Source organism: Chryseobacterium binzhouense (genome assembly GCF_007474545.1).
Classification (GTDB): domain Bacteria; phylum Bacteroidota; class Bacteroidia; order Flavobacteriales; family Weeksellaceae; genus Chryseobacterium; species Chryseobacterium binzhouense.
In genome coordinates, this window is the sequence record NZ_VKOG01000004.1 from 18,404 (window position 1) to 35,559 (window position 17,156).

The following is a 17,156-nucleotide window of genomic DNA, read 5'->3' on the forward strand; positions in this document are numbered from 1 at the left end:
ATTGATTTAAGTATTTTTCGGGATTGTTTATTCTGTAGTTGCAGTATTTTAGTTATTACATGAGATCATCATATTTCTTCAGAATCTTTGCAAGACCTTTTCCGATAATATCTTTTTTCACCATAATATTTTCCACAGCTCCTGCTCCGGTAATAAAATCTACCTCAACCAAAACAGCGATTCCGGAGCCTAAATTTAATATTCCGATGGTAGAATGCTGAGAATTGTTTTCTGGCTTTACCCCACGGTTTTTAATTCCTAACTCTTTGCTCAGGAACAGATTTACTTCATCTGCCATCTTGTAGGAAGCAGAATTTTTGTCGGCAAAATCTTTCCTGTTAACATAGGATTCCACACCTCTTGTTGTATTGTTTCCTGCAGCGTTTAAATGAATATCAAAAACAACAGATCCTGCTCCGGGTTTAATTCTGTTTTGATATTGCCTGTTGTTTTCCCAGTCTTTATCAACAACGATGTCTTTATCACCACTGTTTCTGACGATGGAATCACGAATCAGCTTTGTAACGTCTGCTTCTTTGTATCCGTTGGCAACCGCTCCGGGATCTTTGTCATGATGACCTGCCGACAAAAAGGTTCTTAATGGTGAAAATTGTATCATGGTATGTATCGTTTAATTAGTTTTTTACTTGTTTCCCAAATTAATACTGCCAAAACGGCAACTAAGGCAAACTGCCAAATGGTATTTTTTTTAGTTTCTGTATCCGTCTTTATTGATTTTGACTTTAAATCCTGTCTGAAAATTTCGTACTCGTTCTGTAAGGCTTCATATTTAGTCTGAATACTAAGACTGGTTTCAAAAAGCTGATTATTTTCCAGCTTTAATGATTCAATCTCATTTTTCAAATCTGTTTCATTGATGAAATTGAGTTCTGTATTGTCATTCACCGGAATCGTTGTCCGATTACCAAAAGCATCTGTAAATTCAATATTCCTAATTGTTCCGGGATCAGCGCATTTTCCGTTGTTTTTTAACTGAAAATTCTGTGACGCAAACAGATTATCTCTGACAATATTATAGCTTGCTTTCGTGGAAACAGAATCTTTTTTACTTTCCTTTACATTTTCTGAATCGTTCACAGAAACTTTTTTTTCTTTTGTTAAATTAGTTTCAGAAACTGTTTGCTGTTTTTCTTTTGACTTTTGCCTGCTTGATGTGCATGCTGAAATCAGAAAAATGATTAAAATGGTTATTAGTTTTTTCATGGTTTTAAAATTTCAGATAATAATTATACATTTCTAAAATTGAAATGATTTTCAGGATTGATGATTATTTCTGTTTTCATTTTTTTTAGATTTTAAAATTGATAACCTTCTATTAAAGCTATATTGACTAAAGGATAAGAATTAGAATCGTAGGCTGTCCCATTGTTAAAGTATGCGTAAAAATGCATTGCTAATTGAGGTATAGTTTGCGTACTCACGACCGTACCATTACTCGTACTAACGATAATAATAGCGGTAGTACCGTTTCTCATAATGACAAATTCGGCAATTCCGGTTGAGGCAGTTATTCCTGTGGATGGCACAGTCACAGCATTATTAGATAATCCGGCATAAAAAAACTTTGTGTTTGCGTTATTAATGTCACCATTTCCACGAACAAATACAGCATTTCCATTAGCTAATGCCAATGTATTAGATAGACCAACTCCTATTGTAGCACCTGCTATTGTAAATCTTCCTGTATATAGACTAAATGTACCTTTTATATAGAAATTAGTATAATCACCTATAAATTGAGATGATTTAGCAGCCGAAACTATCTCTGAGGTATTAGAAACAGAAGCGTTGGCTGGTATTCCTCGCATACTTACAGAATTACCAGATGCAATAATGACATCAGCAACTCCGGGCGTTTTTTGCAAAGTTTCCCAAGTTAAACCACCTAATGCTATTGGAAATAAATCACTTACAACAGTAATGTTTGTCACTGATCCTGTCATATAACTAGCCAATCCATTCCATAGCCTGAGACGGTAAACACCCATTGGAATGTCTTTAAAGTTATAGTAAAACATTAAGTCAGTACCTTGCGTATATAACTGAACTTGTGAATTGGGAATTGTCGCTATAATTCTCAAACCGTCCTCAGACATTAATTCGATTTTAAAATTAGCAGGGTTCAAATTCAAATTAGCACCTTTAAGAGAAAACCAGTAATTTTTATCCTGATTATCAGCAACAGGAGGAGTTATCACAGCCACGCTCATCGTATTGGTTGTCCACCCTCCATTCATAGCGGTTTTCCAAGCTGTTTTTTGAGTATCAGTTAAACTATTCGCTAAAGAAAGAAAATCAGCATTATCTGCAAACATCAAAGGTCTTTTCACTCCGGCATCATCAGTTCCAAAAAACTTTTTACTGTTGTACGTTAGCTGTTGCGGTAAGGTTTCAGTGTTATTTTCCAAAACCAGTCCAGACATTCTTGCTCTAGAAGTAAGATGTAATTGTTCGGCAGGCGTTGTAGTTCCTATACCGTATTTTAAGCCACTGCTTTCACGAAAAATATTTGAATTTTTGAATTCAGAGCCATTCCAGAAAAGTAAATGATCAGAGCCCGGATTAATGGACTGATAAGAGGCTGTTCCATTCATCTTAACGAAGTAATTTCCGTTTACCGCAGGCTTATCAAGTTTTGTATTGAGAGCACTCTGCAAACCTTCCACCATGCTCATCGTAATATTGGTCAGTCCGGTTGGAAGATAATTCTTCGTGTCATTTTTCTCTTCACCTTTAAATATGAAAAGTGAAAAATTCCCTTTATCATCAGGAACAGCAATAAAATCATTTTGCTGAAATTCGTATTTGCCGGAATTTGCTGCAAACTCAGCGATATTTCTTTCGTTAGACTCTATAAGATCTGTCAAACCTAACGCTTCGATTTTATCTGCCCTGATTTTACCATCTTTCACGTAATCTGAAAGCATCATTGCCATTGCCATGATCTGCTCTTTATTGAAAACATCCGAAGGCTGACCTTCATCTACCAATGCCATATTGTAGGGAAGATCATCAACACTAAGTTTGCTGTTTATTGAAGATTCCAATCCATCAACCTCTGTGATCGGGATTTTTGTGTCTTTGTGTCTGAAAGAAGAAAAGGTTTGTTCAAATTCTTCCTGTGTGGGATAATCACCGGTCTGAAACCAGCTTAATATTGTTTCTAAATTTACCATAGTATTAAAAATTTGTGTTTAAAAAGATTGAGTTGAAGTTGAGAGATTTATAAAGAGTAAACTTTTACATTCAGTAATGATTTCGCCAACTTTACAGAATGTAGTTGACTGATTTATCCTGCTGAAATTCTTAGAAAGAACTGTGAATTTATTTTTAAGTAAAATCTTACCAAAGGGTGCTCACAAAAGGAGAATCTCTTGATAAATTGTGAGGTGTATTCACAAGAGTTTCTCTCAAAAGAAAATTCTACACTTATCTTTGAATGATTCAAAAAAAAGTAAGGTTTTTCCGGCTAATAGCTGCCCGCTTGAATTAAGATTAGAATTAAAAAATAAAATCTGTATTTCATATCTATAAAAGTTTGATGGTTAGTTTTTGTTGTTGAAATAAGCCAATAATCTACTGATTAAAATATTTTTAATTTTAATAATAGAAAGTAGAATTAAAAAGAAGAGGTTGTTTATTGACGAGCAGCCTACTCAGCAAAATTTTTCAAAATAAGATGATTAAACCTGATCATTCAGAATAAAAGTTTATTGAATCAAAATTATTTCAATATAAAATCTTTGCTGAAAGGTTTCTCCTGTAAGAAAGGAACCAGAATCACTACCGAAGCAGCTATTAATTATATTTCTGAAACAGAATCCTATATCAAGTTAATTGTCTACTGCAAAAACAAAAGATAATTAAAAGACAAGGTTTCTTCTATAATAACATCCTGATAATTGAGTTATGATATTAGTTAATGGCAAAATTGATCGCATCATATTCACCGGAAGATCCTAAGATGATTTTCATTCCTACCGGACGAGATCGGTACGCAGTTCCGTTGATATTGATCTCTAAAATCGCCTGTATCACTGTAAACGGTTTTCTGTATTTTGAATATTTGAAAGAACCTGGTCTGTTAATACTTCCTGAAGGCAAAAACTCTTTGAAATTGGCAGCCGGTCTGAAGTAATGTATAGGTTCTATATCTATGACAGTTTCATTTGCTTCTATAGCATATTCTGATTTTCTGTTCCAAAGTGCAGCATCAGACATTTTTTCCTGGTAAAATCCTGCGGGTTTCATAAAGCCATTGGGCATTCTTTTTCTCTGCTTGTAGCGTTCTATAATTAATTTAGGCTGATGTTTTTCGATATCTATTTCACCGATCAGTTTTATATCTAAGCTTTTATAGTATACCGTTCTGCTTAAAATATGTGAATATCCATCTATTTTTGCCGGCGTATTTCCTTCTAAGCTTTCAATAATTTTATGACCTGCGCCAGAATCCATGATGTTATCTGCCTTATAAAAATCATAGTATTTAGCCGATGTTTTTCCGGTTGGTCTTATTGATAATCCAAAATTAAATTCATTCAAATGCGCATAACTATTGATCAGTTCAGCAAATTGACTTTCTGTGGGATAATCGCCTGTTTCAAAAAAGGATTTTAATTCTTCTCTGGTGGTTAATTTATTTTTTTCCATGATACATATTAGTTTTGGATTTAAGTTATAAGATTCTGTTGAGATAAAAGTAATTTGATTACAATAAAAACCTCTTTAAAGATTGCTATTGTTTTTAATTACAGACTCTATTGTAGACTATCAAGCTGCACCTTCCGAACCGTTAGGTTTATATGTTGTATAATCACATTCAATTCTTATATTTCTAACTCTATTTGCATAACCAGGCCAAGCATTTTCACTGTTATATTCTACACTCAGATAACTTGTAGATAAAAGCTCATTATTATCTGCATTATAAATTTTACACTCTATAAACTTATTGTCTTCCTGAAAATCTGCGTTATAGTAAAAATTCAAATGATCCCATTCATCATAATGATTGGTAACAGTATCATCAGATTTATAAGTATCTCCCCAATTTCCTGATTGTACCCTATACTGAATTGGTATTTCAGTTTTATTAACGAATTTAATATTTGTGTTTACGATGTTAATCTGCTTTCCGTAATCTTGTTTTTCTATGCGTAAATAAAATTTTTTGCTCTTTAATATTCCAAATTCAAATCCATCAGGGATTGTCGGCAAATTATTCCCGAATAACCTCTCTATTGTATAATTTGGATGTACTTTATATCTTAAGAGATAGTACTGAGTTCCTTCTAACCCTTCAACTGGAAATTCTTTCGCTTTAATATTGTAGGGTGCATTTCCGAAGAAGTATTTTTTTTCTTCCTCGTAGTCATATCTACTATTTACCTGAATAATCTGATCTTCCTGATCAGATGAATTTATAACAATAGGAAATTTCACATCTCCGGTGTTGGTGCTATATTCAATATATCCATTCAAACTATTGGCAAGGATAGCTGCTTCCTTATTGGTAAGCACATCTTCTTTATGTCTTAAAGAATCTATTAATTTCCCAAATTGCCCCTGAGTAGGATAATCTCCTGCTTCAAAATAACTTTTTAATTCCTCTCTTGAGGTTATTTGATTTTCTTCCATGATTTAAATGTTTTCTATTTCTTTTTTAACAGTTTCTTTTTTGTAATTGTGATTACTGATATTAATTTTAAACTTCTATTTTCTTAAAAATTTTTAGGATTCTATATTGTATCTGAAGCAGATATAATTTTCGGAAACAGTTTTTTCTGATCGTTTTTTAGAGTACAAAACTCATCTTTTTTTTAATTATCTGAAAGTTTTCAGGACTGTCTATTCTGTAGTTGCAGTAGTTGTACTTTTTCAGAGAAGAAGGTTGCTGCTTCGTTTTCAGAGCACAAAATTCAATCTTTTTTTGTTTCCCCGAAAGTTTTTAATGCTGTCTGTTCTGTAGCTGCAGTAACTGCTTTTTTAATTGTCTGAAATTAAATTTTTTAAGAATTATTAGGATCCAGCTATTCTATATTTAATAATCAGCCAGACAGATTTTGGAAGTGATTTTCCGAACCATAAGTCATCCTTTACAAAAATTCCGCAAAGCCATAAACTTTGCGGATTTTATCTTTATCATAGAAAATTTACAAGAACTTAATCCTGTTTAAAAAAGAAATATACTACAGCTGCCCATTCTTTTCTAATTCCTCTTACATAACCAATAGTACTGTGGCTGCTGTTTTCTACCGTCCCATCGTCTTTAATATAACCAATCGTACTGTGACTTCTATTTTCTACCGTTCCATCCTTTTTTACATATCCTACAGTTGAATGACTTCTGTTTTCGATAGTTCCGTCACTTTTGATATAGCCAATCGTACTGTGACTTCTGTTTTCAATGGTTCCATCGCTTTTAATATAGCCCACTGTAGAATGGCTGCTGTTTTCAATGGTTCCATCACTCTTAATATAACCTTTCGTATTGTGACTTCCGGATTCTATGGTTTGTGCATTGGCAACAGAAAGACTGAAGAAAATTGAGCAGATAAATAGTGTTTTTTTCATGATTTTAATTTAAATAAATATATGAAATATTACGCATATCGGATAAATTTGAATTATAAAATTTGAATTTTATATCATACACTCATGAATAAATTTTATTTAGAAGTAGAAAATTCAAATAATTTACATAACATTGCAAAAAAAATCCATGAAAATTTTCAAATCTATTTCAATTGTTATTGTATTTGCATTCTTCGGAATTACCGCAAATGCACAAAAAAAGAACCCTGCAACATCTTCCAAATCCGGACCTATAGAAATGCCTGCAAATACCGAAACCCAAGTTATCCCTAATGATGAAAAATTCAATAAGATGATTTCAAAAATTAATGAAATCATTGTTTTTAAGTATGATAAAAGTTACAAAAATGCAGATGTATATATCATAAAAGACGGCAAAGAAACATTGATGTACAAAGCAAAATCAAATGATACAGGGGTTGACACAAAATTAAAAGCAAGAATCTACAATAAGAAAATTTATAGTCCGGACGGTAAGCAGCTTTTATTTACTTATGAAACCGAAACTGCAGCCACCAGCTTAATAAAGTTCATCTTCAATTTCCCGGAAAAAAAATCTCTTATTCTTGATTTTTCAAAAATGTATGAAAGTGATGCATATACGATGAGCAAATCAGAAGCTTTTGAAAAGTATCCTATCTTTTATTATTATTCATTTTATACTAATGCAAAGAATGAGTAAGGTTTAGCAGGTAGTCATTTGAATATTTAATTTTTGATTTAGCAACGGCACCAACTTTTCCGCTGGCAATGGCTGCAACACTGTCAGTAAAGGCTTTTATCAACTCCATGATTTATGCAGCACGCTGAATGAAGAATTTTACAACATCAATAATTGCCATTGCCGCTTTTATAAATGCCCCTACTGGAGTCAGCAAGCCCATGGTCCATTTGATACCCGCATGAATGACCTGTGTTTGGATAGTATTCATCACAGTGGCTTTCAAATCAGCAAACTGGTCTTTCAGATGTTCCCAAAGTCCGGCAGCACTTTCTTTACGGACGATCTGTACCATTTCAAAACTTAGATCTTGAACATAAAAAAAAGCGAAACTTTATTTAGAAGTCTCGCTTTTTTTATACCTTTTATAATTTGCTTTTAAAAGCTATAACCGTCAGCATTATAAAATGCCAATCCAGTGCATCCTCTATCTACTATCTGTTGTGCTAAATCCTCTCTAAAGACTAATAAATGTTCACATCCTTTAAGTCTAAAAAGTAATTCATCATTAATGATAGAATATTTAAGCTTCAAATTTAAAATATCTCTTATATATCTATCCTCTTCCATTTCTCCTTCATAAAGTTCACTCCATTTTAATTCAGAATTTTGAATATCTATAGCGTCAATTACATTTAATATATTTAAACATTTATAATTGTTGGAAATAATTTTGTCGTTAGCATCTTGAACATCTATATCAAAATATTGAACATAATCAATCGACATATTTTTAAGTATAGAAATAATATTCTGATTAAAAACTACATATCCGTTTCCATTGGGAATACAATCAGGTATTTTATTTGTTTTAAATTTAAGATGAATTTTAGGTAAATCTAACTTTACTCCTAAATTAATAGGTTTTCCTGCATATGGATTGAATGGATCTTCATTTTCTAAAAAGTCAAATTTCCAATCTTCTTTAAAAATATAATATTTCATTTTTTGTTTTTTAAGGTACTAATATATTAAAAAGTTTTTCTATCTGGATATGGATCAGTAGGTTTTAACCTATCGTTATACTGTAGTTTCATAGGATCTTTCATATCCATTAATCTCCCGCGCAGGTCATTTTCAACTATACCTATTCTATTTATAAGCTTTTCCTCAGTCCATGGCTTATTCTTAGATTTTGCAACTATGACTTCATTTTGTAAATTTCTCAAGAATTAAATACCGTATTAAAATATTTATCCATATGTTTACCAGTATGTGCAGGTCTACCAACTCTCTCGGCCAAATCAAGTGTTTTCGGTAGATAAACTCCATTTTGCGTACGATTAATGTCATATCCAGTTTCTGCAGCAGCCTCCATTATATCTAATTTATTTGCTGTTGAAGTTGCGATAATATGATGTGCTTGATAATCACTTCTAATTCCTATAGGAAAATCATCTGCCAAATTTTTAGCTAACTTTGTTCCAGTACCCTTTAAAGTTCCATTCCTATTTGTTATGCTATCACTAAATAATAAACCAAATTTTTTCTGCTTTGTTCCTTCTGCTAATTTCTTTTCTGGATCTTCAATTTCAATTTTTATTTTTTCACCATCTTTTTCAGGATTTACTTTACCATGTACATGAACTAAATCTTCTCCAGTTTCTTCATGCCTATCAACTACAAGTTTTAACTCTAGCAATTGATGTTTAGTACTTATAACTTTTAATTTATCGTCAACATCTCTTTTCTTAAGATGCTTATTTTGTTTTAAATAGGAAGTTCCTTCTTTAACACCTTCATCTAAATCCTTACGTTTTTCAGCCGTAGTACGTTCGTCTTTCACCTTTTTATCATTCTTCCCTTTTTTATCATTCTTCCCAATACCAATTTTACTCAACAATCCTTTAGCCTTCCCTTTCACAAAAGTCCAGAACTTCACAATCGCATTCTCAATACGCTGTCTGATTTTGCGAATCACTCCCAAAACCTTATCCGCCAGTCCGCCAATTCCTAATAAGGAAGCTAAGAATCCAATTAAAACAGGAACAGCTTTACCTAATGCATTTTCTATTGATTTGGCGACGGCACTTACATTTCCGCTGGTTTACTTTAAATAAACAAGCGAAATTTCCGGTTGGAAATTTCGCTTGTTAACTTATCAAATTAATAATGTTTATCCTTTGTTATAATCCGCTATCCAAGTAGGATGCTTTGGTTCAAAAACTCGTAATGTTTCTACTAATGTACCATCTTTTTTTATCGTGATGTCTTCTGTATATACATTAGATCTTTTGTTATAAATCCATTCGATTTCATCCAAGCCCTTATCATGATTTAGGGTTCTCTCTGAAATAACCTTTAGCTCACCGTTAACAATACCAACACTTGTGTTTGTATAATAAATTTCTAGTACCTTTTGAGTATTTGAACCTAAAAAACAAGAAAAAACTACATCAGAATCCGTATCATACATTCCTTTTCCAAATTTAGGATTTTTGTATTTTCTAATTAAGAACAATCTTCTTTTTTTTAAATCATTTTTGTTATTATCATAAATCTCCTGAGTCATCAAGGATTCATCTCTGTACACAGTAATAGCCTCATAATAACCAAACTCACTACTATAGCAATTTTCAAGTTTTGCTACCAAATTTTCCCATTCTTCATCTGTTATTGAACTATCAAATTGACCTAATCCAAATTGATATTCCAATTCCGTAAATTCTAAAATAAAATTTTTAACGTCTTCTAAAGTGTAATTCATGATTTTTAATTTATTTAGTTCCTAAAAAATAATCCGGTCCTGTAAAGAATTTTTTCTGATCAGGTATTTCTGAATTATTTCCTAATATAATTTTAGTTATTGTATATACAACATTTTTCACTCTACGTACTCCTTTTTTCTTTGCACCAGCTCCAATTGCTTCTAATAATTGTGCATCATTTAATTTTAATAAAGCATCTAAAGTATTGTATTCCTTATATTTTTCTGATGTTGCTTTTTTCTCATCAGGTATATCATCTATTTTCCTTTCTAATTGATTTTTTCGTCTTAAAAGCTCTCTTCTTACAAGTGATACGGAAGAGTTTTCGTCATTTTCAAAACGTGTAACATCAACAGTCATATTGAAAGATTTTAAACCACCACTATCTTTGTTTGCATTACCTATACGTACTACATATTCCCCAATAGCAATTTCCTGTTTCCTCATCGTTACCTGATTAAAGGTATCACTGGTGAGCATTAAATTGTGTCCTTCAACATATCCTGTTCCTCTTACTTCATTACTTACAATGTGCGCTCTGTTCAAGCCTTCAACCGTTTCACCTTGTGTTTTACCCCTTCCAAAGTTATGAAAAGATACATTGTCTGCAATAACTTTTTCGGTCTCGTTAGTTTTATTATCATAGGTAACGGTGAAGGTTTCAGAACCTCCTTCATAACCATATACTATAGTGGTTTTATCTCCATTTATTATAGTTTCTCTAATAATAGGTTTAAACTTATCATGCTCATCACCTCCTGCACTTATCTTTTTCCTTCTTGCTTCAGGTGTTAAAGGTAATAATTCTTTATACTTTTTATCAAAATCATTTTTCTCTTTTCGTTTTTTAACATAAGCATTCTCTGTATCTCCAACAATAATTCCATCAGCATTATTATTCTTGCTATTTGGTAATATAGCTTTGTAACCAATACGTTGTTTACCTTGTCTTTCCTCAGTTATCGTTAAATCATTTTTTTTATCGGCACTATTGCTATTTAACAAATGTCCATCGACTTTTTCTGTGTTTTCTAATTCAGTTCCCGTTTCATGTGTATTCTCCGGACTCGCCGTATATCTATAGATAATTTTATCATCTTTACTTTCAGCTCTTAAAGAACTGAAAACAGGATACTTTAACTTGGTTTTTTTAGCCGCTCTATTCGCTTGTTCAAGAGTTAATTTATTATTACGATTTTCATCTGCTTTTTTCTCTTCTTCTTTTAAATAGATAAATCCTGCATCAATTTTCTTCTGCTTTTCAGGTTCGTGGGTATTATCTTTTTTACTTTTACCGACAACTTTCCCAAGCAATCCTTTTGCCTTCCCTTTCACAAAAGTCCAAAACTTCACAATCGCATTTTCAATACGCTGTCTGATTTTTCGGATAACACCCAAAACCTTATCCGCCAATCCACCAATTCCTAGTAAAGACGCTAAGAATCCAATTAAAACAGGAACAGCTTTGCCCAATGCATTTTCTATGGATTTAGCTACGGCGCCAACTTTTCCGCTGGCAATAGCTGCAACACTGTCAGTAAAGGCTTTTATCAATTCCATGATTTGCGCCGCACGCTGAATGAAGAATTTCACCACATCGATAATTGCCATTGCCGCTTTTACAAATGCCCCAACCGGAGTCAGCAAGCCCATGATCCATTTGATACCAGCCTGAATCACCTGGGTTTGAATGATCTCCATAATGGTATCCATCACCGTAGCTTTCAAATCAGCAAACTGATCTTTCAGATGTTCCCAAAGTCCGGCAACGCCTTCCTTACGAACGATTTGTACCATTTCAAATCCTGTTTCCAGAACTTTCATTACCGGTTCTCCAACCACTCTTGAACCAATAGCTCTGATTCCGTTCCAGGTTAAACCAAGCACTTGTGTGGTAATAGAAAAAATTCCTTTAAGAGAAAATGCGTCTTCTGGCATAGTAAGATCAATGCCTTTTGCTGCTCCTGTCAACCAGCCAAAGAAACCTGTTTTAAGATGCGTCCAGATATTGGCTCCAAAGTTGGCAAATCCTTGCCCGACACCAGCAATAAGGTTTTTAAAGAATCCTATCGGGTCTGCTATTATTGCCATGACTACATCTACAATACCGGATAACAAATTGGTCAATGTATTTTTAATTTCGATAATAAACGCAAATACTCCGCTTAATGCATTAAGTGCTTTATTGATAAAACCGCTGTTCTGCGTTTTCAGTTCTTCAATTCGGGCATCTATACTTGCTACGTTTTCAGCATATTTTTTAGCCAGAACATCAATGAGCGCATCTTTTTTGCTGTTTACGCTTTCTTCAAGTGCATTAAACTTAGTCTGAATCTCGGCAATCGCATCCTTCCCTATTTTTCGCAAACTTGGTGATAAGCTGTTGACATACGTCTGTACATCTTTCTTGCCTTTGGCAATTCTGTTTTTGGCAGCATTAAGCTGATTGGTAACATAGGTTGCAATGTCGTCTATATAACGATCCATTGTTTTAATATACAACGATTTACCACTCACAAAATATTTATTCACCTCTTCCGGAAGTCCGGTTGCTTTGTCCCAAAGCCATAATCCCGCAGTCGCTAAAGCACCATACTTTGCATACGCATCGCCATAGCGTTTCTTTTTGTAAGCGCTCATTCCCTTTTTTACATGATCTTCAAATGCTTTTTTGGCAATTTTACTACCGTAATCAAACATCTCGGCAACTTTTTTATCAAGCTTGTTTAAAATTGTATCTACCTCAGTTTTGGAACTGTTGTAAATACTGTTGATATGATCTGCTATTTCTTTTCGTTTCTGGGTATCTTTGGTTGCGGTGTTCTTTTGCTCTCCATGTGCATGATTCAGTCCGCCTTTGCGGGCATTGTGCATTCCACCAATCTGATGAGCAGCCTGCGACTGCGCTTCGTTACGGGTTTTAGACAACTCACCTTCTTCATTCTTTCTGAATTTCTTTGTTTCAGCAACACTTTGATTTTTAGCTTTATTTTTTTCGTCCAAAGCTTCAGTAAATGTAGGTTCGTTGGAGTTTGCGAGCATTTTATCGGTTACTACATGAGCTTTCATCTCACTATCAATGATATTGGTTTGTTCCTTCACAGGCTGCTCAACGCTTGCCGAGTCTCTTTTGTAAGGCATTGCTTTTGACACATTCGGAACACCAGGAACCTGCCCCACAATTGGCGTAGGCATTTTAGCAACCGCTCGAACAGGCTGTGCAGCCGTGTTTGGTTTGGAAGCTGTAGCTGAAGCAATATCATTGGATGCTGCATTTTTCTCGTTCTTAACATCGCTAACAGCGTTTTGATTTACCTGCTGTATATTGTTGTTTTTCTCAAAATCATCAGCTTCTGCTTCATCTTTAGGAAGTCTTATTCCTTCAATTTTCTGCTTCAGCAAAGCTTTAAATTCTGCTTTACTGAACGTTCCCGGTTTTTGAGCATCCATATGATCGACTTTGCTTGCCTGAGCCATACTTTCCCGTTCATTAACGGGTGACGGTGCGGCAGCTTGTGCATCATTGCTTGCTTTTTGTGCAGGTTCGTGACGTTTTTGAGACTGCGCAGTATTTGTAATTTTTCCTGTTAATTCTGTAAATGCAGAATTATTTTTAGCATCAGGAAGAGATGTAACTTCTGCAGCTTGCTCTTGAGTTGTATCTACAATTTCTGATGCAGACTTTTCTTCTGCAGCATTCTCAGATTTTACTGATTTCCCTTCCTGAGCTTTTTTATTTCCCTGATGAACCGCTGCCTGTTCCTGTATCGTTTTTGGCAGATAAATGCCGGATTTTTGATCGTTGTAATCTCGTGCCTTACCAATACTTAAGGTCGTCACATATTCTTTCTCCATCTCTTTGGTTTCAGGATGATTAACATCCCCGGTTTGCGCTAAACTTTCCTGATGCTTTCCAAACGTAACTGCTGATCCCTGATCGTAAATCGTCTGCGAACCATGAACCGGTAAAATACTTCCGTTCCGGCTTATTTGACTGATTGCAGGATTCCCGTCATTGCGACTGGAAACTGCATGATTTTGTACTGATGCATCTGCTACTTCTCTTTCCGGTAATGAAATAACCGCAGATTCCCGAGGATTTTGTTTTTTACCCTGATTATGATGGGCTTTATTGTCTGTTTCTAAAGGTTTTGTTGCTTTCATGGACTAATGTTTTTTATATACATAGTTTTAAAAGATATGTACAAATGATATTGATGAATTCAGGATTTTGTCCCGAATCTGAAAAAATACACCGTGTAGATTTTTTAGAATTAAAAACCGGAAGCGGCATTAGCAATGTGATGAGAAACACGCGCGCTTATCCGCTTCCGGTATTGAGTCCTCACGTTTATTAGTTTTCCTGGTTCAAAATTCAATCTTTTTTGTGAGAATCCCCTTCATTTCAGGGGATAGATTCTGTAGCTGCAGTAAACTCTTTCCATACTGTTTTACTGTATGACATTAGGTGTTCTGATAAAAAAGTTTTACTTTCATATCAATAATCAGTAAAGAATCTTCTCGTCATTTTACGATTGAAAATTCCACGTAATAGTTTCATGGTTTTTCGATTTTATAAAATCTCCATAATTTCATCTTACAATCTGCCACTATGGAGATTTTACCAAATCAGTCTTCTTTTTCTTCCTCTCCGGAATTTTTATCAGTTTTAAATCCGGCATGATTTCCGATATGAAGATTCACTACTCTGTCAATCCACTCAGGAAGATTATTGGTGATCATCTTGAGATATTTATCATAGCCGTATCCTAAGACAAATAATACTCCTGTTGAATACCATTTGTTATCCAATTCGGCTCTATTCATCAGATAACTCATCGTAAAGCCAACTATCATAACGATCAGCAACGTGACGAAATGTTCCCACAATTGCTTTTTTTCTTTGTTCTGTATTGAGATCAATACCCTTAATAATCCTCCTGAAAATGCAATTGCAGTTCCGATTAATAAGGCTTTTATACTATCCAGATTCATTTTTACAGGTTTTGCTGTTACTTAATTTAAAATTTTGATTTTCAAAACTTTTAGATGTTTATTTATTCCTGAATGAGTATATACATATCATCTAAAAACTTCTTGCTTTTCCGAATATTTTCTTTCTCATTTACATAAGCCAGTTCGTCGATAAGGTCGTCAATTTTCTTATGCGGTTTGTGTTGCTTTTCTTTGCTTTTCTTATTTTTTTTCTTTTTCATGATTAATAAAATTGTTAAATGGCAAATATTTTTTTTAAATCTTCTGAAAATTGATTTTAAATAATTTAAGATGAGACTGAAAGACTCTTAAAAGCAGTTTTGAAATTAGTCATGGGGCTCTTAATTCTTTTAATCTTTTCCTAATGTCTGTTACTGAAAATCAACCCTGTAGAATAATGTTATAGATGGTTCTTTCGGACAAAAACAACATTTCAGTTAATTCAGTTACAATTACTTTCATCTGTTTATTTTGGTTACGCTTTACATACTCAATAACAAAATCTTTCCTTTTCTCTATTAATTCTTTACTTCGTTTCATGTCTTATGTTTTTGTGAATTAGTTAGTTTTTTAGTTTTTTACTGTTTTAATTTAATTTTATAAGAACCCCTGCAAAGGCAGATTTTGCCCTCGAATGGATGACTAATTATGTTTTAATTTTTGTGTTAAGCCTGAAAGGTATTTCCACCCGGAATGACATACCCGCTTAGTTTGATTTTACTTTTTTGTTTTATTCTATTATAACGCTAAGTAACCGATGACCCATACAGTCCGTACATTAATTATAATTCCCACAATTTATGAGTAAATAAGATTACTATTCAAATGTTGCATATTGCCAAAGAAGTGTAGCAAAAATTTGTTCTTCAAAATGCATTATCGTTTCTGATGGCTGTAATTAATCGATATTTTACATATCAAACAGGACTGTATATTTACATTTCGGATTATTTTTTTAAGAAATAAAAGAGCGAGATTTCTGCTTTATATAAGAAATTGTTTTTTTAAAAACGCAATTTTATCATTTATGTAAAATAATATATGAACAAAATTCATTTAAATACGTTTAAAATAAACGAATATTTTACATTTTTAAACTTTAAAAACTCCTTTTATTTTGTTTACAGCTGAATAAAACAAAAAAAGTAAAATCTAAACGCAAATGAAAATTATAGATCAACACTAATATAACTTTCTGATTATAAGAATTTATTAAGCTTACATAAAATTCCAAGAATCAAAATAAAATTAAGCAATCAATATATTTTTGTATATTTGCATTGTTGTTTCTTAATAGCGAGACAAATATACGAACAATGTTCGTTTTTCAAAATAAAAAATGAATATTTTGCGTATTTTTTTTAACAACCAACTATAAACGTATCAAAATGAACTATTTAGAATTTAAAGAAATCAGAAAGAAACTCAAAATGAAGCAGTCTGATATAGCAAAATCTATAGGAGTTGGTACCAGAGCTGTACAATATTGGGAAAAAGGCGAACGCAAGATACCGGAAACAACTGCCTATTTCGTCAATAACTTACTTCAGGAACAACAGAAAAAACAAAATGAAGCTGCGTCTCCCGTCGTTTTTTCAGACTTAAAAATCATGTATGTCCCTCTTGCCAATCAATATGCACAAGCTGGCTACCTGAGCCGGTTTGCAGATGAAGAATACATAGAAAGCCTGCCTACAATTCCTTTTAGTGACGATGTAGAACACCGTGGTGAATATATGTGTTTCGAAGTTAGAGGCGACAGTATGGATAACGGATCATACGAAAGCTACCTGGAAGGCGATATTATTTTATGCAGAAACATAAGACAGGATTACTGGATGAGCAAGCTGCATTATGATAAATGGGATTTTGTGATCGTTCATAAAGAAAAAGGAATTTTGGTAAAACGCATCATCAACCATGATGTTGAAAAAGGCATTATTACAGTTCATTCCCTGAATGAATATTATGATGATTTTGAAATCCATCTGAAGGACGTTGCAAAACTTTTCAATATTATCAGTACGAGACGTAAAAACAACCGAAGATAATTTGCTTCATCTTTAATAAAAATCCTCAAAAATTTGAGGATTTTTATTTTTAAAATCTATCTT

Annotated in this window: 17 protein-coding genes; 3 read left to right on the forward strand and 14 right to left on the reverse strand. The window is 33.2% G+C overall.

Features of this window, described 5'->3' with window-relative positions; all coding sequences use genetic code 11:
• Positions 1-55: 55 nt before the first annotated feature.
• The 6 genes from FNE73_RS10930 to FNE73_RS10955 all read right to left on the reverse strand — a co-directional run bounded on the left by FNE73_RS10930 (position 56) and on the right by FNE73_RS10955 (position 6,597).
• Positions 56-619 carry an N-acetylmuramoyl-L-alanine amidase gene (locus FNE73_RS10930; protein WP_143884652.1) on the reverse strand — a complete coding sequence of 188 codons (564 nt, stop codon included), beginning with the start codon at positions 617-619 and terminating at the stop codon, positions 56-58.
• Positions 616-1,224, reverse strand: a complete 609-nt coding sequence (locus tag FNE73_RS10935; protein WP_143884653.1) for a hypothetical protein — start codon at positions 1,222-1,224, stop codon at positions 616-618. The genes FNE73_RS10930 and FNE73_RS10935 overlap by 4 nt, the downstream gene beginning before the upstream one ends.
• Before the next feature lie 92 nt (positions 1,225-1,316).
• Positions 1,317-3,197, reverse strand: a complete 1,881-nt coding sequence (locus FNE73_RS10940) for a hypothetical protein (RefSeq protein ID WP_143884654.1) — start codon at positions 3,195-3,197, stop codon at positions 1,317-1,319.
• Positions 3,198-3,936: 739 nt separating this feature from the next.
• Positions 3,937-4,674 carry a hypothetical protein gene (locus tag FNE73_RS10945; protein ID WP_143884655.1) on the reverse strand — a complete coding sequence of 246 codons (738 nt, stop codon included), beginning with the start codon at positions 4,672-4,674 and terminating at the stop codon, positions 3,937-3,939.
• Positions 4,675-4,794: 120 nt separating this feature from the next.
• On the reverse strand, positions 4,795-5,661 hold the full coding sequence (locus tag FNE73_RS10950) for a hypothetical protein (protein WP_143884656.1): 867 nt from the start codon (positions 5,659-5,661) through the stop codon (positions 4,795-4,797).
• Between the two features lie 525 nt (positions 5,662-6,186).
• Positions 6,187-6,597 (reverse strand): 5-fold beta-flower protein, encoded by a 411-nt coding sequence (locus FNE73_RS10955; protein ID WP_143884657.1) that lies wholly within the window; start codon positions 6,595-6,597, stop codon positions 6,187-6,189.
• A 148-nt stretch (positions 6,598-6,745) separates the two neighbouring features.
• On the opposite strand from FNE73_RS10955, the gene FNE73_RS10960 reads away from it, so the two are divergent.
• Complete coding sequence (locus tag FNE73_RS10960) at positions 6,746-7,300, forward strand: hypothetical protein (protein WP_143884658.1); 555 nt, start codon at positions 6,746-6,748, stop codon at positions 7,298-7,300.
• A 112-nt stretch (positions 7,301-7,412) separates the two neighbouring features.
• Here FNE73_RS10960 and FNE73_RS10965 read toward each other — a convergent pair whose 3' ends face one another.
• From FNE73_RS10965 to FNE73_RS10985, 5 genes are all read right to left on the reverse strand, one after another.
• The gene (locus tag FNE73_RS10965) at positions 7,413-7,634 is read right to left on the reverse strand and encodes a hypothetical protein (protein WP_143884659.1); all 222 of its coding nucleotides are present in this window, start codon (positions 7,632-7,634) and stop codon (positions 7,413-7,415) included.
• An 83-nt stretch (positions 7,635-7,717) separates the two neighbouring features.
• Positions 7,718-8,284 carry an imm11 family protein gene (locus FNE73_RS10970; protein WP_143884660.1) on the reverse strand — a complete coding sequence of 189 codons (567 nt, stop codon included), beginning with the start codon at positions 8,282-8,284 and terminating at the stop codon, positions 7,718-7,720.
• Positions 8,285-8,504: 220 nt separating this feature from the next.
• Positions 8,505-9,260: an AHH domain-containing protein gene (locus tag FNE73_RS10975; protein ID WP_185147334.1), complete on the reverse strand. Its 756-nt coding sequence runs from the start codon at positions 9,258-9,260 to the stop codon at positions 8,505-8,507.
• Positions 9,261-9,455: 195 nt separating this feature from the next.
• Positions 9,456-10,046: a hypothetical protein gene (locus FNE73_RS10980; RefSeq protein WP_143884662.1), complete on the reverse strand. Its 591-nt coding sequence runs from the start codon at positions 10,044-10,046 to the stop codon at positions 9,456-9,458.
• A gap of 10 nt (positions 10,047-10,056) precedes the next feature.
• Positions 10,057-14,211 (reverse strand): phage tail protein, encoded by a 4,155-nt coding sequence (locus FNE73_RS10985; RefSeq protein WP_143884663.1) that lies wholly within the window; start codon positions 14,209-14,211, stop codon positions 10,057-10,059.
• A gap of 53 nt (positions 14,212-14,264) precedes the next feature.
• Between FNE73_RS10985 and FNE73_RS16740 the strand changes: the two genes are divergently transcribed.
• Complete coding sequence (locus tag FNE73_RS16740; RefSeq protein ID WP_160813730.1) at positions 14,265-14,405, forward strand: hypothetical protein; 141 nt, start codon at positions 14,265-14,267, stop codon at positions 14,403-14,405.
• A 271-nt stretch (positions 14,406-14,676) separates the two neighbouring features.
• Here the strand turns inward: FNE73_RS16740 and FNE73_RS10990 are convergent, their stop codons facing one another.
• The 3 genes from FNE73_RS10990 to FNE73_RS16750 all read right to left on the reverse strand — a co-directional run bounded on the left by FNE73_RS10990 (position 14,677) and on the right by FNE73_RS16750 (position 15,582).
• Positions 14,677-15,042, reverse strand: a complete 366-nt coding sequence (locus FNE73_RS10990; RefSeq protein ID WP_143884664.1) for a hypothetical protein — start codon at positions 15,040-15,042, stop codon at positions 14,677-14,679.
• Between the two features lie 62 nt (positions 15,043-15,104).
• Positions 15,105-15,263, reverse strand: coding sequence for a hypothetical protein (locus tag FNE73_RS16745; protein WP_185147335.1), 159 nt, complete (start codon positions 15,261-15,263; stop codon positions 15,105-15,107).
• A gap of 160 nt (positions 15,264-15,423) precedes the next feature.
• Positions 15,424-15,582, reverse strand: coding sequence for a hypothetical protein (locus FNE73_RS16750; RefSeq protein ID WP_160813727.1), 159 nt, complete (start codon positions 15,580-15,582; stop codon positions 15,424-15,426).
• Between the two features lie 848 nt (positions 15,583-16,430).
• On the opposite strand from FNE73_RS16750, the gene FNE73_RS10995 reads away from it, so the two are divergent.
• The gene (locus FNE73_RS10995) at positions 16,431-17,093 is read left to right on the forward strand and encodes a S24 family peptidase (protein ID WP_143884665.1); all 663 of its coding nucleotides are present in this window, start codon (positions 16,431-16,433) and stop codon (positions 17,091-17,093) included.
• Positions 17,094-17,156 lie beyond the last annotated feature (63 nt).

What these genes read in the sequence shown, in the direction of transcription:
- FNE73_RS10930 (WP_143884652.1), bottom strand. Translation starts at nt 619, where the DNA reads ATGATACAATTTTCACCATTAAGAACCTTTTTGTCGGCAGGTCATCAT.
- FNE73_RS10935 (WP_143884653.1), bottom strand. Translation starts at nt 1,224, where the DNA reads ATGAAAAAACTAATAACCATTTTAATCATTTTTCTGATTTCAGCATGC.
- FNE73_RS10940 (WP_143884654.1), bottom strand. Translation starts at nt 3,197, where the DNA reads ATGGTAAATTTAGAAACAATATTAAGCTGGTTTCAGACCGGTGATTAT.
- FNE73_RS10945 (WP_143884655.1), bottom strand. Translation starts at nt 4,674, where the DNA reads ATGGAAAAAAATAAATTAACCACCAGAGAAGAATTAAAATCCTTTTTT.
- FNE73_RS10950 (WP_143884656.1), bottom strand. Translation starts at nt 5,661, where the DNA reads ATGGAAGAAAATCAAATAACCTCAAGAGAGGAATTAAAAAGTTATTTT.
- FNE73_RS10955 (WP_143884657.1), bottom strand. Translation starts at nt 6,597, where the DNA reads ATGAAAAAAACACTATTTATCTGCTCAATTTTCTTCAGTCTTTCTGTT.
- FNE73_RS10960 (WP_143884658.1), top strand. Translation starts at nt 6,746, where the DNA reads ATGAAAATTTTCAAATCTATTTCAATTGTTATTGTATTTGCATTCTTC.
- FNE73_RS10965 (WP_143884659.1), bottom strand. Translation starts at nt 7,634, where the DNA reads ATGGTACAGATCGTCCGTAAAGAAAGTGCTGCCGGACTTTGGGAACAT.
- FNE73_RS10970 (WP_143884660.1), bottom strand. Translation starts at nt 8,284, where the DNA reads ATGAAATATTATATTTTTAAAGAAGATTGGAAATTTGACTTTTTAGAA.
- FNE73_RS10980 (WP_143884662.1), bottom strand. Translation starts at nt 10,046, where the DNA reads ATGAATTACACTTTAGAAGACGTTAAAAATTTTATTTTAGAATTTACG.
- FNE73_RS10985 (WP_143884663.1), bottom strand. Translation starts at nt 14,211, where the DNA reads ATGAAAGCAACAAAACCTTTAGAAACAGACAATAAAGCCCATCATAAT.
- FNE73_RS16740 (WP_160813730.1), top strand. Translation starts at nt 14,265, where the DNA reads ATGAATTCAGGATTTTGTCCCGAATCTGAAAAAATACACCGTGTAGAT.
- FNE73_RS10990 (WP_143884664.1), bottom strand. Translation starts at nt 15,042, where the DNA reads ATGAATCTGGATAGTATAAAAGCCTTATTAATCGGAACTGCAATTGCA.
- FNE73_RS16745 (WP_185147335.1), bottom strand. Translation starts at nt 15,263, where the DNA reads ATGAAAAAGAAAAAAAATAAGAAAAGCAAAGAAAAGCAACACAAACCG.
- FNE73_RS16750 (WP_160813727.1), bottom strand. Translation starts at nt 15,582, where the DNA reads ATGAAACGAAGTAAAGAATTAATAGAGAAAAGGAAAGATTTTGTTATT.
- FNE73_RS10995 (WP_143884665.1), top strand. Translation starts at nt 16,431, where the DNA reads ATGAACTATTTAGAATTTAAAGAAATCAGAAAGAAACTCAAAATGAAG.